Below are 20750 nucleotides of genomic sequence, written 5' to 3'. Positions count from 1 at the left end.
CATACAACAAAAGCAACTCAAATTGAGTTGCTTTTTATTTTAACTTGATCTTTTCAATCTGATGCCGAAGTTTTAATCCTGCCTTTAAAAATGAGTATTGCATAGGCTTAGATTCTTTATAATACTTATCAATGAAGATCTGCATAGCTCCATAGAATCTGTTGAGATATACTTCATCTTTGATGGTACTTTCTCCTTTATGGTGAAGGATAGAAACTTTTCCATAATAGAAATTATGATATCCATTTCTTAAAAATGTATAGCAGAGATCAATATCTTCTCCATACATAAAATAAGCTTCATCCAATCCTCCTATTTTTTCATAGACCTCTTTTTTAGCCAATAAAAATGCTCCGGTGATCACATCCACCTCTGCAATGGCATTTTCTTCTATGTCGTTCCTGTAATAGGATTTCGAATTATTCTTTTTAAAATTGGTAAACAGCTTTTCAAACGAGTTGAACATATCCGGAACAGAGCGTTTGCTTTCAGGAAGGAAATTCCCCTCTGCATCATGCATTCTCACTCCCAGACATCCGAATGAAGGCTGAGCATCTGCAAAATCCAGCAATTCTTTCATATAGAACCCTTCCAACTCCGTATCGGGATTTAAAAGCAATATATATTCTCCTTTGGCAGTTTGAACAGCCTGGTTATTCGCTTTTGCAAAACCACCATTTGTTGCAGATGATATAAAATGTACATGGGAAAATTCCGGAATAAGATCTCCCCACGAACTGTCTGTAGAAGCATTATCAATGACAATCACTTCATAATCTATGTCCTGTATATACTTCTGGAGCGACAGGAGACAGCTTCTGAGCAATTGGGTAACATTGTAATTAACAATAATAACGGACAGCTTCATATTAATCCTTTTCGTTGTAAGGCAACCTGTTAATAATAGACCTTCCTAAAGAAATTTCATCAGCATATTCCAATTCATCCCCTACAGAAATTCCTCTTGCAATGCTTGAAAAATTCACATTGAAACTTTTAAATTTCTTGTAAATATAATAAGCTGTGGTATCTCCTTCCATCGTAGCACTCAGTGCGAAAATAAATTCCTTTACCTTTCCGTCATTCAGTTTCTTTTCGATACTTGGAATATTCAGCTGGCCCGGGCCTACTCCTTCCATAGGAGAAATTTTCCCACCAAGAATCAGATATTTTCCGGTATACTTTCCTGTATTTTCAATCGCAATTACGTCACGCACATCTTCAACGATACAGATCAGTTCACCATTTCTCTTTTCATTGCTGCATATTTCGCAGATGTCAAAATCTGAAAAATTGTGACATTCTTTACAGTATTTTATTTCATTGACAAGGTTAATCAGGGAGTTTCCAAGACTTACAGCTCTGGAATTGGGCTGCTTCAACAAATGGAGTGCTAACCTCAAAGCCGTTTTTCTTCCAATCCCAGGCAATCCCGAAATCTCATCTACTGCTTTTGCCAATACTTTACTAGGGTAATCCATAGGTACAAAAATAAGGATTAAAGTTGATAATTGATAGTGAATAGTGAGTCGTCAATTCGCTTCGATTATGAATTTGTATAAAGTGATTATTGACAATTGACTTTGCGCAGCAAAAATTGACAATTGACTATGAGATTAATGTCTCATGATGATGTTTTAAATTTCTCCCATACCTGAGAACACTAAAAAAAACCTTTATATTTGCGGCATAAATTAAATATGAAAAAAATAAACTGACATGGTACTTAACAACCTTAATTATCCTCTGGATTTCAAATTCAAAATCACTACTTTAGCAGGAGACTTCAACATTACTGACAAAAACGGAAATTATGTAGCATATGTTCGTCAGAAAATGTTCAAGTTGAAAGAAGATGTTATCGTTTTTAATGATGAAAGCAAGTCTAAAGAACTTTTCAGAATCAGAGCAAATCAATGGATTGATTTTAATGCTTCTTATTCTTTGAATGATCTTATCGACAATAAAAACTTTGGTAGACTGGCGAGAAAAGGAATGCGTTCTATCTGGAAAGCAAGTTATGATATCCTGGATGCACACGATCAGCCTAAGTTTAAAATTCAGGAAGATAGTGCCTGGGTAAGATTCTGGGACAGCTTTGTAGGAGAACTTCCTATCATCGGAATGTTTACCGGATATTTCCTTAACCCATCGTATACTGTAACAGGAATTGATGGAAAGGCTTATTTTAAACTGAAAAAAATGCCTTCATTCTTTGGAAGAAGATTCCAGCTGGACAGACTGATCGATATTGATGATGAAGAAGAAAGCTTGGTAATCCTTTCTCTATTAATGATGACACTTCTTGAAAGAGCAAGAGGATAAACAAATAATAAAACCACAAACACATGAAATATTTAATCATTTTATTTTCAGCATTTCTACTGGTAGCCTGTAAAAAGGAGAAAGAAACTGTTTCAGGTTCTGCTACTGCCGATTCTTTGCATGTTGCTAAAAACAGTGCATCAACAGGTCATTCTTCAGGAGATATTCTGGTAGGAACAATCCCTTTTCCAAAAGAAATCAAAGAATGCTCCTGTTATTTTGCTGCAAGCAAAACTGATTTTGAAAATGAAAGATACATCTACGCTGATGATGCCGGAAAAACAGCTTATATGATGCTGGATGGCAAAAGACTGGCCATGAATCTTATCTCATCAAGTGATATGGAGGTAGATGAATTGCTTACCAAAGAAATAGAAAATGATGATTATAAAATTTCTGTAAAAGGTAAAAAAATAAAAGGCGAAGAAGCTTTACTGTTTGAAGGAACTCTGACTATAGAGAAACCAGACGGCACCACATTTACCACTCCGATCTATGGAGAGTGTGGTTGTTAATAAATGCAAAATCATACAAAAATGCTTCTGTATCTCACGGAAGCATTTTTTATTTCGTAAATTTGAGAAAAATAAATTTCAATGGAATTATCTAATATAGAACCGCAGATCATCTGGAAAAACTTCTCCAAATTAAATGCAGTTCCAAGACCTTCAAAAAAGGAGGAAAAAGTGATTGCTTTTATCAAAGGATTTGGTGAAGATTTAGGACTGGAAACTACGGTTGATGAAGTAGGAAACGTTATTATTAAAAAACCTGCCACTGCAGGAATGGAAAACCGTAAATCTATCGTGCTTCAATCGCACCTTGATATGGTTTGCCAGAAAAACAATGATGTGAATTTCGATTTTGAAACAGAAGGAATCAAAATGGAAATTGATGGTGACTGGGTAAAGGCTAAAGGAACTACTTTGGGCGCTGATAATGGGTTAGGAGTAGCTACCATCATGTCTATCCTTGAAAGCTCAGATATTCCACACCCTGCATTGGAAGCTCTTTTCACGATTGATGAAGAGACAGGAATGACGGGTGCTTTAGGATTAAAACCAGGACAATTGACAGGACAAATTCTATTGAACCTTGATACTGAAGAAGATGATGAAATTGATATCGGCTGTGCAGGAGGTGTAGATGTAACCATTACTCAAACGTATGCTACAGAAGCTTCAAAAGGGCAAATTGTAAGACTTGAAGTAAAAGGTCTTCAGGGAGGTCACTCCGGAATGGATATCCATAAAGGTTTCGGAAATGCCAATATTATTTTGGGAAGACTTCTTTACACCGGACTGGAAAACCAAAATATTGAATTAATTTCAATTGACAGCGGAGGATTGAGAAATGCAATTCCAAGAGAAGGAGCAGCTCTGATTTCTGTGAGAAACGCTCAGGAATTTATAGACAATGCAACTTCTCTTAAAAAAGATATCTTAGAAGAATTCGCGACTGTAGAACCGGGACTTCAGATCAATATTGAGAACTCTACATCTTCTGATAAAGCTATTTCAGAAGGAGATTCTAAAAAAGTGATCTTTACTTTAAAAGCTCTTCACAATGGAGTTTACAGAATGAGCCCTGATGTAGCTGATCTTGTAGAAGCTTCCAACAACGTTGCAAGAGTAGAACTGAAAGGTGGAGAACTTAAGATTTTAAATCTGACAAGATCTTCTGTAGATTCTTCCAAATATTCAGTGGCAGAACAATTAAAATCTGTAGCAGAGCTAGCTGGAATGAACGTTGAATTCAGCGGATCTTATCCAGGATGGAAACCAAAACCAGGTTCAGAAATTGTACAATTGATGGAGAAGCTTTATATTGAAAAGTTCACTGAAAAACCTCATGTAGTAGCTTGCCACGCAGGTCTTGAATGTGGGATCATCGGTGCCAACTATCCTGAAATGGAAATGGTAAGCTTTGGGCCAACGATCAGAGGAGCTCACTCTCCTGATGAGAAGGCAAACATCCCTTCTACTCAGAAATTCTGGAGCTTCCTGAAAGATATTTTAGCAAATATTCCTCAGAAATAGAACATTAAAATGAGTATATTGAATATCCAAAGTCTTATGATTTTGGATATTTTAGTTTTAATTGAAATAAAAAATGCTTCGACAGGCTCAGCATGACCTCTCTAATACTAACTGTTTTTTTAGAGATCAATTTTTAGCTGCGTCATGCTGAGCTTGTTGAAGCATCCCAACAATAGCATAAAAACAAATCTTATACAATGAAAAGTATCACTGTATTCTGCGGCTCAAGTTTTGGTTCGCATGACATTTACAAAGAACAGGCATTTTTATTGGGACAAACTTTAGCTCAACAAGGTATACAGCTTATTTATGGCGGTGCTGATGTTGGTTTGATGGGAACCATAGCAGACGGAGCATTGGCCGAAGGAGGCAAGGTCATTGGAGTCCTCCCCCACTTTTTACAATCCAAAGAAATTGCTCACAAAAACCTGACAGAACTTATCATCGTGGAAACCATGCACGAAAGAAAAACCAAAATGAATGAACTTTGTGATGGAGTTATCGTTCTACCCGGCGGCTACGGAACGCTGGAAGAGTTTTTCGAGATGATTACATGGGCACAGCTTGGGCTTCACAAAAAACCCATCGGAATTTTAAATATTGACGGATTTTATAATGACCTGATCAATCTGGTTCAGACGATGGTAGATAAAGGATTTTTAAAGCAGGTAAACAGAGATATGCTGCTGATTAGTGATACCATTGATGATCTGTTGGAAAAAATGAAAAATTATCAGGCTCCTACAGTTGGAAAATGGATTTCTAAGGAAGAGATTTAAATGGTAAAGTTTTATAAAAAACAAAACCCGTCCGAAAAATTCGGACGGGTTTCTTATTAAGATTAAAAAAAATTTTCTAAGGATAAGGAGCAATTTCCACTTCGAGTCCTTCCATGGCATCGGCAATATGCAACTGACATCCCAATCTGCTGTTGTCTTTCACATGGAAAGCCTCAGCCAGCATGGCATCTTCTTCATCTCCCATCGGTTCCAAACCGGGATCATTTATTACATATACCTGGCATGAAGCACACATCGCCATTCCTCCGCATACCCCAATAGTACCTTCTTCTGCCAATTCATAGGAACGGATAATTTCCATTAAGTTCATGGACATATCCGTAGGAGCTACGACATCGTGGGTTACACCTTCTCTGTCGGTGATTTTAATATTAACGTCTGACATAATTCTGCAAAATTAGTCAATTTTTTTCACAACTGCCTTCTCTGCTTCTTTACGGCTTCCGTCAAATCCGTCAACACCACTTACCGTTGTATATTTTAATACGAATTTTTTACCAGGATTTAGTCTGTTATACACACTCTGACACATTAAAGTAGCCTCGTGGAAACCACAAAGGATCAACTTCAGTTTTCCAGGGTAGGTGTTGATATCTCCGATAGCATAGATCCCATCAATGTTAGTCTGATAATCAAGAGCGTTATTTACAACGATTGCATTTTTCTCGATATTCAGTCCCCAGTTTCCGATCTCACCCAATTTTGGTGTCAATCCGAATAAAGGAATGAAATAATCTGTTTCAATATCGTAAGCTTCCTGCCCTTCAACTTCTACAGTGATTGCTTCTACTTTTCCGTCCCCTTTAATACCGGTAACTTCTGCAGGAGTAATTAATTTGATTTTCCCCTGGTTTTTCAGATCCTGAACTTTCTCTACAGAATCCAAAGCTCCTCTGAACTCATTTCTTCTGTGGATCAAAGTCACTTCACTTGCAACGTTTGAAAGGAAAACACTCCAGTCCAAAGCAGAATCTCCACCTCCGGCGATCACTACTTTTTTATTTCTGAAATGTTCAGGTTCTTTAACGAAGTATTCAAGACCTTTCTCTTCATAATCAGCAAGATTGTCGAAAGTAGGCTTTCTAGGCTCAAATGTTCCTAATCCACCTGCAATAGCAATCGCTTTACATCTGTGAACAGTTCCTTTGTTTGTGATCACTTCAAACCACTCATCATCTACTTTTGTATAAGAAACAGCGGTTTCTCCCAAAGTAAATCCAGGTTGAAACTGTTTGATCTGCTCCATCAAATTATCTACTAATTCTCCAGCATTCACGGAAGGATAACCAGGAATATCGAAGATCGGTTTTTTAGGATAAAGTTCTGCCAATTGCCCTCCCGGCTGTGGAAGCGCATCAATAATATGACACTTCATTTTTAATAAACCAGCTTCAAAAACTGCAAAAAGTCCTGTAGGTCCCGCACCTATGATCAATATATCAGTGGTTATCATAATCTTTAAGATAATTTAATTATACATGTAACTGCAAATTTACTAATTTTAATGCGAAGCATATTTAATTGATTCTAAATAAAAACCTGAGATTTGTCAAATATCTATTAATTAAGATTTTAAATTTGGCAATGTTTTTGTAAATGTCTTGTTATGAAGAAAATTTCAATCCTTTTTGCATTATTAATATTCTTTTTTGGCTCAGCCCAGATTGATAATATCGCAGACGGCGAATCTATTACTCTTAGAATTCACTATGGTTTCCTCAATGCCGGAACTGCCAACCTTACTACAAAGCAAACCACGTACAAAGGGGTTCCTCATCTTTATGTAAAAGGAACAGGACAGACCACAGGTGCTGTAAAAGCATTCTTCAAAGTAGAAGACTTATATGAAAGTTTCATCAATACACAGACGGGATTACCAAGTTTTTATGTCAGAAATGTACGTGAAGGAAGCTACCGCCAGCATTTTGAAACAGTTTTTAATCACGATAATAATACTTTAATATTAACTGATAAAAAGACTCCGGCCAATGGTTCTAAGGTTTTAAAATCAGTAAAAGGCGTTCAGGATATGCTTTCGTGCTTTTATTATTTAAGAAGTAAAAGCCCGGATGAACTGAAAGTGGGAACTGTTATTAATATGAATGTATGGATTGATGATGAAATGTTTCCTTTCCAGCTGAAAGTAACAGGAACAGAAAATTTAAAGACAAAATTTGGTACGATCAACTGTTTAAAGATTATTCCATCGGTAAAGAGCGGAAGAGTATTTAAAGAAAAAGAAGGCGTAACGATGTGGGTTTCCAATGATGCTAACCACGTTCCTATGTTATTGAAAGCAGAGCTTGCAGTAGGATCACTGAAAGCAAGTATTGACGATTATAAGAATGTAAAATACCCTTTAAAGTTCAGCAAATAACAATCATCAGTTTTAAAGACAAAACCTGTCTCAAAAGTCAAATAATTTGATTTTTGTCATTCTGACGAAGGGAGAATCTCATCGATAATTAATAACCTGAGATTCTTCACTCCATTTCATTTCGTTCAGAATGACACTTGTGAGACAGGCTTTTTTATGTTCAATGTAATAGAAAGTTAACATTGATTGTCTTTATAATAGAGGCAGACAGAGAACTGCAGCATGTCAATACTTCAATTCAACAGTGGTTGATCCGAAGTATGGGCATAAGAAACAGACACGTGTAAATTTTTCAATAAGATCAGTTTTTAATTACGTTTTGTTTCTTAGGTCAGTAATTAAAAACAAAAACCTCCGGAGCTCCGGAGGTTTGATTTTTTATAGTGTTTTGAACTGTTCCAGTGTTCTGATATCATTTTCGAAGAACATTCTGATGTCACTCATCTGGTAAAGAAGCATGGTAATTCTTTCAATACCCATTCCGAATGCATATCCTGAATATTTCTCAGAATCAATATTCACATTTTTCAGTACAGCAGGGTCTACCATTCCGCATCCCATGATCTCCAGCCATCCTGTACCTTTGGTAATTCTATAATCCGTTTCAGAGTTTAATCCCCAATACACATCAATCTCAGCACTTGGCTCTGTGAATGGGAAGAAAGAAGGTCTCATTCTGATTTTAGATTTTCCGAAAAGCTCAGTTGTAAAGAACTGGATTGTTTGCTTTAAATCTGCAAAGCTTACATTCTCGTCAATATATAATCCTTCAATCTGATGGAAAATACAGTGAGAACGAGAAGAAATTGCTTCATTTCTGAACACTCTTCCCGGAGATAAAATTCTGATTGGCGGCTGATTTTCTTCCATATAACGGGTCTGTACGGAAGAAGTATGCGTTCTTAAAAGAATATCAGGATTCTGTTCAATGAAGAACGTATCCTGCATATCTCTTGCCGGGTGGTATTCCGGAAGGTTAAGCGCTGTAAAGTTATGCCAGTCATCTTCAATCTCCGGACCGTCTGCTACAGCAAAGCCAATAGATTTGAAGATTTCAATAATTCTGTTTTTCACTAAATTGATCGGATGTCTTGAACCCAATTCCAATGGAAAAGCGGGTCTTGTAAGATCTTCTTTTTCAACCACAACAGAAGATGCTGAAGCATTTTTCAAATCCTCCAGTTTTACAGCAACTGCCTGTTTCAAAGTGTTGATCTTCTGTCCGAATTCTTTCTTTTGATCGTTAGGAACTTCTTTTAATGTTTCGTAAAAATCATTAAGAACCCCTTTTTTACCATTGTACTTGATTCGGAAGTTTTCGATATCTTCCTTAGAGGTAGCATTGAAGCCATTTACTTCGACCAGTAATTCTTCTATCTTTTCTATCATTGTTTTACCCTTTCAAAATGTTTTGCAAAAATACGACTTTTAAGTTGAATAATAAGTCCGTCATAAAAAAATCTGCCTCTTTTTCGGGAGGCAGACTTCAATCACTTATTTCACTTAAATAAAAAAATTATTTCTTTTCCAAAGCTTTAACGCTGATCTGAAGAGTTACCTCGTCTTTAATCACGCCGTTTTCAGCAGGAGCCTGGAACTTCACTCCAAACTCTTCTCTCTTGATATCTTTCGGCTCAGTAGCTACACTTACTTCTCCATCTTTCACAGAAACGTTAGCTTTAAACTGAACAGGTTTTGTAATTCCTTTAATCGTTAAATTACCATCTAAAAGAGTATTGTAATCACCTTCTGTAGCCGGAGTAACCTTTGTAATCTCATAAGAAGCTGTTGGGAATTTTTCAACTTCAAAGAAATCTCCGCTTTTCAGGTGGCCATTTAATTTTCCTAAATCTTCCGGGCTGTCTTTCAAATCCACAGAAGTTAAAGAGTTCATATCAGCAACGAATTTTCCGCTTTCCAGTTTTCCGTCTTTCACCGTCACATCTCCACTTTCAAACCTGATTGTTCCAAAATGGCTTGTATTCTCAGATTTAAATACTTTATATCCCTTCCATTCAACCTTACTGTTTAGCGTATCCAAAGTGAACTGACTACCTTCTTTAGTAGTCGTCACCTCATTACTTTCACTGGTAAGTGGTTTGTCTTTTTTACAAGAAACCATTACAGCAGCGATAAATAATGCAGGAATAGCTAATGAAAACAGTTTTTTTCTCATTTTTGATTTATTTTTATTAGTTCCGCTAATATAATAAAAAAAATTATGTTTTCATAAAAACCTTACATTTGTAATATGCTATTAGAAATAAACAATTTATTTTTCTCTCACAACAAAGAAAATCCCCTGTTTCAGAACCTTAACCTAAGGTTTGAAGAAAACAGAATTATAGCTCTTGCCGGTGAAAGCGGATGTGGAAAATCTACTCTTCTTAGCCTTATTTATGGTCTTTTGGATTGGGAAAGCGGAGAGATTATTTTTAACGGAACAAAGCTTTTGGGACCGAAAGGAAATCTTGTTCCGGGAGAAGCTGAAATGAAATTCGTAGCACAGAATTTTGATCTTATGCCCTACGCTACAGTGGCTGAAAACGTAGGAAAATTTATTTCTAATATCAATTTAAAACAAAAAAAAGAAACCGTAACGGAACTTCTTGAAGTAGTAGGACTTCAGGAATTTGCGAATGTACTTCCAAAATACCTAAGCGGCGGACAACAGCAAAGAGTGGCTATTGCCAGAGCATTGTCTGTACTTCCCAAACTTCTTATTTTAGATGAACCCTTTAGTAATCTGGATTTTCCGAGAAAAATTGAGCTCAGAGAAAGGCTTTTCAGATATGTAAAACAGCATGGCGTTTCTCTGATTATTTCCACTCATGAACTTCAGGATATTATGCCATGGCTGGATCAGATTGTTATTCTGCAGGATGGAAGACTGATTCAGAATGACAGCCCGGAAGAAACCTACAGAAATCCTTACAACTCTTATGTGGCTAAATTATTTGGAGAAGTAAATATTTTCAGTGAGGCTGAAGCAGAAGATTTCAAGCTTCAAAAGTTTTCTTATTATCCTAAAGAAATTAAAATTACAGAAACCGGTATTGAAACTGAAGTTCTTGAAAGCAGATTTGCTGGAAATTATTACTGGAATAAATTAAAAGCAAAAGAAAAGGAACTTGTTGTGTATACGGATGAGAAAATTTCAGGAACCATAAATGTTTCGTTTGTTTAGTACAAAAAAGCTAAATTACAGAAAGACAAAAGAATAAAATTGTAAAAATAAAACAGTTTATTCTTCAATTGGCAACTTCATCATTTCACTATTTGCCTTTTCGCTATTCTGCACATAACTTATACATTTACTTACACTTATCAATAAAAAAATACAAACATAAGAATCTGTATATGAAACTTTTTCTTACATTTGTATTTCTAAAGTATAAGGAAATTTTTGGTTAATTCTCTTTCTGCCTTCCAGACGGACATTAGCAATCTTGCAATTAAGTCTTTCGAAAGATTACACTGTCCAATTTTTTCCTTTTCTTATTTTTAGGCATAAAAAAAACGAAGTTTTCTTACGCTTTCTTTACAAATTCTGACTTAAGAGCCATTGCTCCGAAACCATCAATTTTACAGTCAATGTTGTGATCACTTCCCGGTCTCAGGCGGATATTTTTCACTTTAGTCCCTGCTTTTACCGGTTTTGGTGCTCCTTTTACCGGAAGATCTTTTACTACCACTACAGAATCTCCATCCTGAAGTTCATTTCCGTTGGAGTCCAGAATTTTTCCTTCATTAGCAGCTTCTGCAGCTACTTCAGCCGGATTCCATTCATAGAAACATTGGGAACATACCATCATATTATCGCTCGGATAGGTAAACTCGGAGCTGCATTTTGGACAAAGTATTGTATCACTCATATTCTTATTTTTTGCAAAGGTAAAAATTTTTAGAGGTTGAAGTCAAGAGATAAAGTTCAGTATAGTAGATAATAAGCGCACCTTAATATAACACAATATAGTGAATTAATACAAATTAAATAAACTTGCCACAAAGAAAATAAGGTATAGTAATGAACAGTGTATATTTTGTCAGCAAATATTTTTCATTAAGCAAAAACATAGGTGTATTTGTTTTAAAGTGAAAGGCTATTGTCAACAAATAAAAAATATAAATATTCGGAAAATCTTTACAAATTCAGCATTAAAATGTATTTCTACCACTTAAAAAATCAATAAACAGATTGACCATTCACTACTGAATCTCAGATTGTCAATAGTCAATTTTTGCTTTGCAAAGTGAATGGTGAATGCGCCACCTTCCATTAGAAAACTGATCTGTACAATATATAATTAGTCATAACCTCTCAACCGGAAACCCAAACCCCAAAATTCACAAGCGAAGCGGATTCACCATTCACAATCCCCTTCATCTCTCCTATTCTCAAACTCTCCCACCCAAATCCTCAACTCTCAATTAAAAGTCGTATTTTTGCAGATTCAAACAGCGAAGCAAATTTATGGAACTTATTCACAGAAACTTGGCAATCGGAATTCACGATGCCTTACAGGAGACATTTTTTGAGAAAAACAAATATGCCGATAAAGTTATCGAAAGACTTTTGAAAGCAAACAGAAAATGGGGAAGCCAGGACAGAGCCGTTGTTTCTGAAATTTTTTACAATATTATCCGTTGGAAAAAACGCCTTGAATACTATATGGGTGAAGGTGTGAAACCCAACAATATCTACAAACTGATTATTGCGTATTTACTTTGGAGTAAAACCAATTATAAAAAATTCGAAGAATTTGACGGAATCAAAATCGCCGATATTCTTACCAAACTTAAAAAGAACACTGTTCCTACAAAAGCAATAGAACACTCTATTCCTGAATGGCTGGCTGAAACTCTTGAAAAAGAAATAGGTGCTAACTGGGAAAAAGAAATGGCTGCTTTGAATGAGCAGGCTCCTACAGTTTTAAGAGCAAACTCTTTAAGAACAACAACTAAAGAACTTATTTCTGACCTTTCAGATGAAGGTGTTGTTTCTTATCCTATTAAAAATTATCCTGATGCTGTTCAGCTGGAAGAAAAGAAAAATGTTTTCCTTACTACGGCTTTCAAAGAAGGATTATTCGAAGTTCAGGATGCTTCTTCTCAGAAAATCGGGTATTTCCTTGATGTAAAAGAAGGACAAAGAGTAGTAGATGCGTGTGCGGGTGCAGGAGGAAAAACATTGCACTTGGCAGCATTAATGAAAAACAAAGGGCAGATTGTAGCATTAGATATCTTCGAATGGAAACTTGCCGAGCTGAAGCGTCGTGCCAAGAGAGCCGGAGCCCACAATATTGAAACCCGTATGATCTCTGATAATAAAGTGATTAAACGTCTTCATGAAAAAGCTGACAGACTTCTGATTGATGCACCATGTTCAGGTCTTGGAGTTTTGAAAAGAAACCCGGACAGTAAGTGGAAAATTGACCAGGACTTTATTAACAGAATTAAAAAGGAGCAACAACAAATTCTTCAGGACTACTCTAAAATGCTTAAAAAAGGAGGAAAAATGGTATACGCTACCTGTTCTATCCTTCCATCTGAAAATAATCTTCAGGTAGATGAGTTCATCAAAAACAATCCTGGATTCAAGATGATTAAAGATGAAAAAGTAATGCCTAGTGAAGGCTATGACGGATTCTATATGGCTCTGATTGAGAGAATTTCTTAATTCAAATCCAACAACAATACATTAAACTACTCTATTTTCTGGAGTAGTTTTTTTTTGAAATTATAAACATAGAAGTAAGCATTCGTATCAAATAGAACTATTTTATCACCAAAATTATCTTTTGAAAGTTGAAACGGGTACCACGAACTTTTTTCTACTTCTATTTTATCTGGTGTATTCTCACTATCACCGTCAAAGTATGTAAATGTATTGGGAGTAAGAAAAATCAGAAAGAAATCTGAATAAGCAGAATCTACATAATATTTGAAATCCTCAATCTCATAATTATATATTTCAGAATCTGGATAAGTCTCACCTGCTGGATATTTACGGTTAATTCCAAACATGAATTTCCCGTTTTTCCATGAAATTTCAGTTCTTAAAAATCCATTGTCCAATAATTCAATATTGTTATCAATAACTTCATCGACTAATTTGGATTGCATTTTACATATTTTTCGAATAAAATCTTCAGAATTTGCTAATATTTTCAACTTTTCTTCTCCATAAAAATAGGTTTGGGGAATAAGTTTCTTATTAAGTTTCTTGCGATTCAGAATAGAATATTCCACAAGCTTTAAAACATCCACAACATTTACATTTTCACTCATAACTCTAATTGCCAGACCACTGTTATTAGTTTTCAGTAAAACTCCTTCATCCAAAACAGCAAGCTTATATTGAGAATTATTATTTTCAAGAATAAAAAAATTTTGAGCAGTATCATGAGCATAATAAGTTGTTCTTTCAATCATGATCGTATCAGAACATCCTAATTTTTCAGCAATAATTCTGGACAACCTACCAATAACCCGTATCTTTAGCTCTTCAGATTCAATTGTTTTCTGATTAAAATTAAACCCTGACTTAAAATAAGTCTTTATATTTCCGAGGTTTTCTATCCTTACTTTAGGTTTATGTGCTTCTACAGAATTTGACAACAATAGAAATATAAAAAGGAGAAAAAAGTTTTTCAATGGTATTATTTTTTTGATTGAACGTAAGATCTATCAATTTATTTCAAGTTCAATATTGTTTAAAACCTGCCCGAAAAAATGTAACAATTTTTGTAACATTTCAACCCCATTGCCTACTAACTGTATAGATTAAAACCGGTTTGATGCTGTAGAAAGTTTAGAATACCTTTGCATCAAACTCAATTATTTATGCATACAAGAATCGTTTTCAATTTTCTGGCTGTTTTCGTATACTGTCTGTTTTCTGCACAGACGTATGAAATTCAGTACACCAGTTCTTATAACGGAAAGATATCAACGGATCAACCTTCTACCATCGTTTGGGTCAATGAGAAGGAAAATTTTATTCTTAACAGTACCATCAAAGAACAAAAAAGCAGCTATCCTTATGAGATTACTAAGGTAGAAAAGCCGTCTAACACGATTGTTTCTTACGCTTTTTTAAAGCCAGGATCCATTATTTCAGCATCAGATGCAGAGTCGGTGGGAAAACAGAATTTTGAACTTACCAATGAAACAAAAAAGATCTTAGGATACAACTGTAAAAAAGCGGTTACAAAGGTCAATTCAAATACCATTGAAGTTTGGTACACCAATGATTTGAACTTAAAAGGCGGACCATCTGTTTTAGGACAGAATTTAGGATTAGTTCTGGAAGTGGAAAGAAACAAAAATTCTTTAGTTACAGCCAGATCAATCAAAAAAATCAAAAATACCGGGATTGAGAACATTCTAAAAGGAGACATACAGACAACCGATCAGCTGGGATATAAAGATCTCCTTTGGAAAAGCAGATTTACCACGCTGAATATTTTCGAAAATGAAACCATCAATTTCTCTGACGCTTCAAAATCTGATGACCAGATAAAAAGATACGCCAACGGAACTATCATTCTTAAAAAAATAAAATTCCCCATTATCACAGAAGGAGAAAATATTTTTGTAGAACTAAAACAACAGTCTAACGGAGATGCCTATGACAGAACCGGAACCGTATTTTTCATTCCACAGGATAAAGAAAAGTCTTTTTTTGACGGATTGGAAAAAGGAGCAAAAACACTTCCTCTCTATGAAAACGGAAACGGAAAGCAATATTACGGAATAACCGCTACAGACAACTATAGCCCTGCCATGGAAATGATGAGATTCTTTACCGCCTTTGGCATCCAGAAATTCAATCATATTCAGCTTAAAGGAAAAGACTGGCAGACCATCAGCCCTTACCGACAGGATATTACAGATTTGAAGCCTTCTTTATCAGGAAAAGAACTTTGGATAGGTACATTTATCGGCAATTATGATAAAGGAGGACATAAAGTGAGCCTTGATATTACGATTCATAAAAGTGATCAGACCGTTAATAAAAACAATACCGCTATTCCTTTATTCAATACGTTAAATATTATGGAAATGGCCGGACAGGACTACTCTACTATGTTCAACCAGGATAAAGGTCTTCTTGTTACTTTCACTTTGGATAAAGATCTGAAAAATGCACAGCTAAGATATACCACAACAGGACACGGCGGTTGGGAAAACGGTGATGAGTTCGTTCCAAAAGCCAATTCTATATTCATGGATGGAAATGCTGTATTTTCATTTATCCCATGGAGAACAGATTGTGGCTCCTACCGTTTATACAATCCGGCTTCCGGAAATTTCCAGGACGGGCTTTCATCCTCAGACCTCAGCAGATCAAACTGGTGTCCGGGAACGGTTACCAATCCTAATTTCATCCCTCTGGGAGATTTGAAAGCAGGTAAACACACCATACAGGTAAAAATTCCGCAGGGACCTACAGAAGGAACAAGTTTCAGCTCATGGAATGTTTCAGGAACGTTACTGGGAGTACAATAAAAACAAAACCTTCTTGCATGAGAATTGCAAGAAGGTAAAAACACAAATGATGAAAAAAAATTATTTCGAGCCACAAAGTAAGGGGTAAAATTCATATAATTAATTACCATAGATTAATAAATATGTCATTTTTATTTCGTATGGAAATCACATCCATTTCGGCTCAACGAAAAAAATTAATCAAAAACATGTCAATTTCAATAAATAGTTAAAAATTTTAACTTTAAAATATTAATTGATTAAAAATTTTCGTTTTTAAATATTTTTCATTGTTATTTATAAACATCCCTTCTACTTTTGTTCCATAAATAATAAAAATCATGTGTGGAATTGTATGTTTATTCGACGCCAAGCAAAAAACTGAAGTATTAAGACCTCAGGTATTGGAAATGTCAAAAAAAATCCGTCACAGAGGACCGGATTGGAGTGGAGTTTTTCAGGACGAGAAAGTAATTTTTTCTCATGAAAGACTTGCCATTGTAGATCCTACTTCTGGAAAACAGCCTCTATTTACTAAAGATGGAAAAGTAGTATTAGCGGTGAACGGTGAAATCTATAACCATAGAGAACTTAAAGAAGAATTTCCGGATTATGAGTTTCAGACTCAGTCCGACTGTGAGGTGATCCTTGCCCTTTACAGAAAATACGGAAAAGATTTCGTAGAAAAACTTAACGGAATTTTTGCATTCGCTTTATACGATACAGAAAACGATATTTATCTTATTGCCCGCGATCATATGGGAATCTGCCCGCTTTATCAAGGTTGGGATAAAAACGGAAACTACTATGTTGCTTCTGAATTAAAAGCTCTTGAAGGAATCTGCAAAAAAATAGAAACCTTCTTACCAGGACATTTGATGTACAGCCCGGACGGAGCCGAACTTCAGCAATGGTATACAAGAGAATGGGACAGCTTTGATCATGTAAAAGACAATGAAACGGATATATCAAAATTGAGAAAAGGTCTCGAAGATGCCGTTCACAGACAACTGATGAGTGATGTTCCTTATGGTGTGCTTCTTTCAGGAGGATTAGATTCATCTGTTATTTCAGCAATTACTGCAAAATTTGCCCGCCAGAGAATTGAAAGTGGCGATACTCAGGAAGCCTGGTATCCAAGACTTCACAGTTTTGCGGTAGGATTGGTTGGTTCTCCTGATCTTGCAGCAGCCCAAAAAGCTGCAGAACATATCGGATCGGTTCACCATGAAGTTAACTTCACTGTTCAGGAAGGACTGGATGCTGTACGTGATGTGATTTATCATCTTGAAACCTATGATGTAACCACTATCAGAGCATCTACCCCGATGTATCTTTTAGCAAGAGTCATCAAATCGATGGGGATTAAAATGGTTCTTTCAGGAGAAGGCTCCGATGAATTGTTCGGTGGTTACTTATACTTCCATAAAGCTCCTAACGCAAAAGAATTCCACGATGAAACTGTGAGAAAACTAGGCAAACTCCACCTTTATGATTGTTTAAGAGCCAACAAAGCACTGATGAGCTGGGGAATTGAAGGCAGAGTACCTTTCCTTGACAAAGAATTCATGGATATCGCTATGACTGTTAACCCTCAGGATAAAATGATTAACACTACTGAAGGGAAAATTGAAAAATGGGTATTGAGAAAAGCTTTTGAAGACTTACTTCCAGATTCTATTGTATGGAGACAGAAAGAACAGTTCTCGGATGGTGTAGGCTATTCATGGATCGATACCTTAAAAGAGGTGGCTGAAAAAGAAGTGACGGATGAAATGATGACTAATGCAAGATTCAGATTCCCGCTAAACACGCCTCAGAACAAAGAAGAATACCGATACAGAACTATTTTTGAAGAACATTTCCCAAGTGAAACTGCAGCAGCTACCGTTCCATCGGTTCCATCAGTTGCCTGCTCCACTCCTATTGCTCTGGAATGGGATGAAGCGTTCAAAAAAATGAATGATCCAAGCGGAAGAGCTGTGAAGGTGCATGAGACGTCATATTAAAAAGGGATATTTATGAATGGGCCAATCGTAAATCCGCTTCACTCGTGAATTTGTTGCGGGATTCGGGTTACGGGATTACAGGTTTATTATTCACTTGCGAAGCAAAAATTGACAGTTAATAATTCACTTGCAAAGCAAAATTCACTAATGACATGTATATTTTTTTCATTCAAACATATAACTCCCTCAGTTATAATTTATCAATCCTGTAGCAATACAGGATTTTTTCTTGAATTAACAATAACAATATGGCATAATTTAACTCACAATCCAAAATAATATCTAATAAATAATTATATTTGGAAAACGAAAATATCAATTATAAAAAAATGAGAAGAAACCTTACTGTTTTATTTGCCTTATTAGCCATAAGTTTTGCTTTTGGACAAGGAAAATATGGCAAATATCTGAATTCAAAGAAGCTTGCTTTGGCTTATAAGAGTGTGAAAGACCAAGATAAGGATGACTATTATCAACAATTCTATTGGCTTGTAAAGGCAGAGCAACTGAAAACTTATCCTCACCTTAAAGACATTAAACCTGTTGTTTTATATGAATTTGTAAAATATGTAAACCCTCAGAATCCGACAAAAAAACTGGATGCAAGAGGGAAAGAGCTGAGAGCAACTGCAGAATTATCTTTAAATCAATATTTTAAAAATAAAAAATTCGAGAACAATTCTGTATTAATGTATAACCTTGAAACGTATGTAGATCCTTCAAAAGGTCAGTATTATACGAAGGTTGATCCGGAGAAAATCAAAGAACTTGTACCGAAGGAATTATTTGCTTTCAACTCATTCAACAGAAATATAGGAGAAGAAAAGACCTATTATCTTTGGATTGACAAGAAAAAAGATGATCTGAATATTGTAGATATCATCCCTAGCGAAAAAGAAGACAAAGCTTTCTACACAAGATTGAAACAATATCTTCCAAGCTATAAATTCTCAAAATATGTTCCTTCCGTAAAAAAAGGGAACAAATCTGATAAAACGGACATTGAATACTACTACATCATGCCGTTCGAGCAGAATACCGATAACATCGAATATAAAACAAAGGATTTCAAAACTTTCACCTTAAGCCAGTATAGAAAAGCTGGTGATGAATGGAAAGGAGTAGAAAAACCTAGAAAATAAATCAAAAAGTCCTGTGAAATCTCGCAGGACTTTTTTAATTTTATATGGATTTCATGATCTAAGGATCAGACCGCTTAAAGCAAGCAAGTTCTTCAAATAAAAATAAGCCTGGATATTTTCTATGTCCAGCCTATACAAAATGACAGAAGCAAGCCCACAAAAGACATCCATAAAGAAAATCCTTCCCTTAATTCTGGCCACTGCTATTTTCATGCAGATGCTGGATTCTACGATTCTGAACACCTCCCTGCCTTCTATTGCAAAAGACCTGAAAGAATCTCCGCTTAATATGCAGAACGCCATCATCAGTTATGTTCTTACATTAGCTGTTTTTATGCCAGCCAGCGGATTTCTGGCAGACCGGTTTGGAACAAAAAAAGTATTTATATTTTCATTAGTGCTATTCAGTTTAGGCTCACTGTTTTGTTCCATGTCTCAAAATCTTACCCATTTGGTAATTTCAAGGGTCGTTCAGGGAGTGGGAGGAAGTCTGATGACCCCCGTTGGGAAGCTGGCACTCATCAAAACATTTGACAAGAATGAACTGCTCAAAGCCATGAACTTTGCCATTATCCCGGCACTTATCGGGCCAGTACTCGGGCCTTTGGTAGGCGGCTATATGGTAGATTATCTTTCATGGCACTGGATATTTCTGATCAATATTCCGATTGGAGTGCTGGGAATTCTTTTAGGATTAAAATTTATGCCCAATTATAAATCAGATGATGTTGATTTCGATTTAAAAGGATTCTTAATTTTTGCCGCTGCTTCTCTCCTGCTTTCCGTTTCATTGGAACTTTTTGGAGACATGCAGAATATTACGCCGGTTCTTGTAGTCTTTATCCTTGGGTTCTTATTCCTTTATTATTATTACAAACATGCAAAAAAGGGAGGACATCCTATTTTTCCTTTAAACTTGTTTCAGGTAAGAACTTTCAGGGTAGGTATTGTAGGAAATCTAGCTACCAGATTAGGAATCAGTTCAGTTCCGTTATTGCTTCCGCTGATGATTCAGATCGCCTACAAACAATCTGCAGTAACCTCAGGCTGGATCATCGCTCCTATGGCTTTGACAGCTATCTTCGGGAAATCATCAGTTATTAAGATTTTAGATAAATACGGCTACCGTCAGACCTTAATGGTAAACACCTTCATCATCGGAACTCTGATATGCCTTCTTGCCATCCCTAACATTCATACTTCCCTATACTGGTTTGTTCCTATTATTGCTGTATTAGGTTTTTTCAACTCGATACAGTTCACCTCCATGAACACCATTTCTATTGCTGATCTTCGAAACTTTCAAACCAGTAGTGGAAATTCATTAATCTCGGTCAATCAACAATTAGCAATCGGTTTTGGAATTGCCTTCGGACTTATTGTTTTAAAGCTATTTGAAAATACAGATCTGATCAAAGGAGAGATCCACAATGCATTCCGATATACTTTTCTCACAGTAGGTATATTAACGATTTTATCCGGATTCGTGTTTAGAAGACTGCATATTTCGGATGGAAAGAATATGAAGTCGAAGGAAGATTAAATAGATCAGATCACAGTTTCAT

19 protein-coding genes are annotated in these 20750 nt (G+C 35.8%); 11 read left to right on the top strand and 8 right to left on the bottom strand.

Going from position 1 to position 20750, the window contains the following annotated elements; all coding sequences use genetic code 11:
* Window positions 1-34 precede the first annotated feature (34 nt).
* On the bottom strand, window positions 35-874 hold the full coding sequence (locus tag ACKTTZ_RS13365; protein WP_156106481.1) for a glycosyltransferase family 2 protein: 840 nt from the start codon (window positions 872-874) through the stop codon (window positions 35-37).
* Window positions 870-1481, bottom strand: a complete 612-nt coding sequence (gene recR, locus ACKTTZ_RS13360) for a recombination mediator RecR (protein ID WP_034697032.1) — start codon at window positions 1479-1481, stop codon at window positions 870-872. Before recR ends, ACKTTZ_RS13365 begins: the two co-directional genes overlap by 5 nt.
* A 238-nt stretch (window positions 1482-1719) precedes the next feature.
* Here recR and ACKTTZ_RS13355 point away from each other — a divergent pair, with 238 nt between their 5' ends.
* From ACKTTZ_RS13355 to ACKTTZ_RS13340, 4 genes are all read left to right on the top strand, one after another.
* On the top strand, window positions 1720-2325 hold the full coding sequence (locus ACKTTZ_RS13355; RefSeq protein WP_034697031.1) for a hypothetical protein: 606 nt from the start codon (window positions 1720-1722) through the stop codon (window positions 2323-2325).
* Between the two features lie 23 nt (window positions 2326-2348).
* Complete coding sequence (locus ACKTTZ_RS13350; RefSeq protein WP_407845790.1) at window positions 2349-2840, top strand: hypothetical protein; 492 nt, start codon at window positions 2349-2351, stop codon at window positions 2838-2840.
* 81 nt (window positions 2841-2921) lie between these two features.
* Entirely contained in the window at window positions 2922-4364 is a 1443-nt protein-coding gene (locus ACKTTZ_RS13345) for an aminoacyl-histidine dipeptidase (protein WP_034697029.1), read from the top strand.
* A 197-nt stretch (window positions 4365-4561) separates the two neighbouring features.
* Entirely contained in the window at window positions 4562-5143 is a 582-nt protein-coding gene (locus tag ACKTTZ_RS13340; protein WP_407845789.1) for a TIGR00730 family Rossman fold protein, read from the top strand.
* 76 nt (window positions 5144-5219) lie between these two features.
* On the opposite strand, the gene ACKTTZ_RS13335 is transcribed toward ACKTTZ_RS13340, so the two are convergent.
* Both ACKTTZ_RS13335 and ACKTTZ_RS13330 read right to left on the bottom strand, forming a co-directional pair.
* Window positions 5220-5549 (bottom strand): 2Fe-2S iron-sulfur cluster-binding protein, encoded by a 330-nt coding sequence (locus ACKTTZ_RS13335; RefSeq protein WP_034697026.1) that lies wholly within the window; start codon window positions 5547-5549, stop codon window positions 5220-5222.
* A 12-nt stretch (window positions 5550-5561) separates the two neighbouring features.
* Window positions 5562-6617: an NAD(P)/FAD-dependent oxidoreductase gene (locus ACKTTZ_RS13330; protein ID WP_034697025.1), complete on the bottom strand. Its 1056-nt coding sequence runs from the start codon at window positions 6615-6617 to the stop codon at window positions 5562-5564.
* A gap of 153 nt (window positions 6618-6770) precedes the next feature.
* Between ACKTTZ_RS13330 and ACKTTZ_RS13325 the strand changes: the two genes are divergently transcribed.
* A complete protein-coding gene (locus ACKTTZ_RS13325) occupies window positions 6771-7541 on the top strand; it encodes a DUF3108 domain-containing protein (protein ID WP_034697024.1) in 771 nt (256 codons plus the stop codon).
* 378 nt (window positions 7542-7919) lie between these two features.
* Here ACKTTZ_RS13325 and pheS read toward each other — a convergent pair whose 3' ends face one another.
* Complete coding sequence (gene pheS, locus ACKTTZ_RS13320; RefSeq protein ID WP_407845788.1) at window positions 7920-8930, bottom strand: phenylalanine--tRNA ligase subunit alpha; 1011 nt, start codon at window positions 8928-8930, stop codon at window positions 7920-7922.
* A gap of 127 nt (window positions 8931-9057) precedes the next feature.
* Window positions 9058-9717 (bottom strand): YceI family protein, encoded by a 660-nt coding sequence (locus ACKTTZ_RS13315; RefSeq protein ID WP_034697022.1) that lies wholly within the window; start codon window positions 9715-9717, stop codon window positions 9058-9060.
* A gap of 75 nt (window positions 9718-9792) precedes the next feature.
* On the opposite strand from ACKTTZ_RS13315, the gene ACKTTZ_RS13310 reads away from it, so the two are divergent.
* Window positions 9793-10728 (top strand): ABC transporter ATP-binding protein, encoded by a 936-nt coding sequence (locus ACKTTZ_RS13310; RefSeq protein ID WP_034697020.1) that lies wholly within the window; start codon window positions 9793-9795, stop codon window positions 10726-10728.
* A 343-nt stretch (window positions 10729-11071) separates the two neighbouring features.
* Here ACKTTZ_RS13310 and ACKTTZ_RS13305 read toward each other — a convergent pair whose 3' ends face one another.
* On the bottom strand, window positions 11072-11416 hold the full coding sequence (locus tag ACKTTZ_RS13305; RefSeq protein ID WP_407845787.1) for a zinc ribbon domain-containing protein YjdM: 345 nt from the start codon (window positions 11414-11416) through the stop codon (window positions 11072-11074).
* A 599-nt stretch (window positions 11417-12015) separates the two neighbouring features.
* Here ACKTTZ_RS13305 and ACKTTZ_RS13300 point away from each other — a divergent pair.
* Entirely contained in the window at window positions 12016-13221 is a 1206-nt protein-coding gene (locus ACKTTZ_RS13300) for an RsmB/NOP family class I SAM-dependent RNA methyltransferase (RefSeq protein ID WP_407845786.1), read from the top strand.
* A gap of 26 nt (window positions 13222-13247) precedes the next feature.
* Here ACKTTZ_RS13300 and ACKTTZ_RS13295 read toward each other — a convergent pair whose 3' ends face one another.
* Complete coding sequence (locus tag ACKTTZ_RS13295; RefSeq protein WP_407845785.1) at window positions 13248-14198, bottom strand: hypothetical protein; 951 nt, start codon at window positions 14196-14198, stop codon at window positions 13248-13250.
* A 189-nt stretch (window positions 14199-14387) separates the two neighbouring features.
* Between ACKTTZ_RS13295 and ACKTTZ_RS13290 the strand changes: the two genes are divergently transcribed.
* From ACKTTZ_RS13290 to ACKTTZ_RS13275, 4 genes are all read left to right on the top strand, one after another.
* Window positions 14388-16055 carry a GLPGLI family protein gene (locus tag ACKTTZ_RS13290; protein WP_407845784.1) on the top strand — a complete coding sequence of 556 codons (1668 nt, stop codon included), beginning with the start codon at window positions 14388-14390 and terminating at the stop codon, window positions 16053-16055.
* A gap of 320 nt (window positions 16056-16375) precedes the next feature.
* Entirely contained in the window at window positions 16376-18043 is a 1668-nt protein-coding gene (gene asnB, locus ACKTTZ_RS13285) for an asparagine synthase B (RefSeq protein ID WP_407845783.1), read from the top strand.
* 299 nt (window positions 18044-18342) lie between these two features.
* Window positions 18343-19185 (top strand): hypothetical protein, encoded by an 843-nt coding sequence (locus ACKTTZ_RS13280; RefSeq protein ID WP_034697012.1) that lies wholly within the window; start codon window positions 18343-18345, stop codon window positions 19183-19185.
* 139 nt (window positions 19186-19324) lie between these two features.
* Window positions 19325-20728 carry an MFS transporter gene (locus ACKTTZ_RS13275; RefSeq protein ID WP_034697011.1) on the top strand — a complete coding sequence of 468 codons (1404 nt, stop codon included), beginning with the start codon at window positions 19325-19327 and terminating at the stop codon, window positions 20726-20728.
* Window positions 20729-20750: the final 22 nt, after the last annotated feature.

Source organism: Chryseobacterium sp. KCF3-3 (assembly GCF_045865955.1).
In the GTDB taxonomy this organism is placed as follows: domain Bacteria; phylum Bacteroidota; class Bacteroidia; order Flavobacteriales; family Weeksellaceae; genus Chryseobacterium.
The sequence above is the reverse complement of the archived record's forward strand: the minus strand, read 5'-3'. Positions and strand labels throughout refer to the sequence as shown.

What these genes read in the sequence shown, in the direction of transcription:
- recR (WP_034697032.1), bottom strand. Translation starts at nt 1,481, where the DNA reads ATGGATTACCCTAGTAAAGTATTGGCAAAAGCAGTAGATGAGATTTCG.
- ACKTTZ_RS13355 (WP_034697031.1), top strand. Translation starts at nt 1,720, where the DNA reads ATGGTACTTAACAACCTTAATTATCCTCTGGATTTCAAATTCAAAATC.
- ACKTTZ_RS13350 (WP_407845790.1), top strand. Translation starts at nt 2,349, where the DNA reads ATGAAATATTTAATCATTTTATTTTCAGCATTTCTACTGGTAGCCTGT.
- ACKTTZ_RS13345 (WP_034697029.1), top strand. Translation starts at nt 2,922, where the DNA reads ATGGAATTATCTAATATAGAACCGCAGATCATCTGGAAAAACTTCTCC.
- ACKTTZ_RS13340 (WP_407845789.1), top strand. Translation starts at nt 4,562, where the DNA reads ATGAAAAGTATCACTGTATTCTGCGGCTCAAGTTTTGGTTCGCATGAC.
- ACKTTZ_RS13335 (WP_034697026.1), bottom strand. Translation starts at nt 5,549, where the DNA reads ATGTCAGACGTTAATATTAAAATCACCGACAGAGAAGGTGTAACCCAC.
- ACKTTZ_RS13330 (WP_034697025.1), bottom strand. Translation starts at nt 6,617, where the DNA reads ATGATAACCACTGATATATTGATCATAGGTGCGGGACCTACAGGACTT.
- ACKTTZ_RS13325 (WP_034697024.1), top strand. Translation starts at nt 6,771, where the DNA reads ATGAAGAAAATTTCAATCCTTTTTGCATTATTAATATTCTTTTTTGGC.
- pheS (WP_407845788.1), bottom strand. Translation starts at nt 8,930, where the DNA reads ATGATAGAAAAGATAGAAGAATTACTGGTCGAAGTAAATGGCTTCAAT.
- ACKTTZ_RS13315 (WP_034697022.1), bottom strand. Translation starts at nt 9,717, where the DNA reads ATGAGAAAAAAACTGTTTTCATTAGCTATTCCTGCATTATTTATCGCT.
- ACKTTZ_RS13310 (WP_034697020.1), top strand. Translation starts at nt 9,793, where the DNA reads ATGCTATTAGAAATAAACAATTTATTTTTCTCTCACAACAAAGAAAAT.
- ACKTTZ_RS13305 (WP_407845787.1), bottom strand. Translation starts at nt 11,416, where the DNA reads ATGAGTGATACAATACTTTGTCCAAAATGCAGCTCCGAGTTTACCTAT.
- ACKTTZ_RS13300 (WP_407845786.1), top strand. Translation starts at nt 12,016, where the DNA reads ATGGAACTTATTCACAGAAACTTGGCAATCGGAATTCACGATGCCTTA.
- ACKTTZ_RS13290 (WP_407845784.1), top strand. Translation starts at nt 14,388, where the DNA reads ATGCATACAAGAATCGTTTTCAATTTTCTGGCTGTTTTCGTATACTGT.
- asnB (WP_407845783.1), top strand. Translation starts at nt 16,376, where the DNA reads ATGTGTGGAATTGTATGTTTATTCGACGCCAAGCAAAAAACTGAAGTA.
- ACKTTZ_RS13275 (WP_034697011.1), top strand. Translation starts at nt 19,325, where the DNA reads ATGACAGAAGCAAGCCCACAAAAGACATCCATAAAGAAAATCCTTCCC.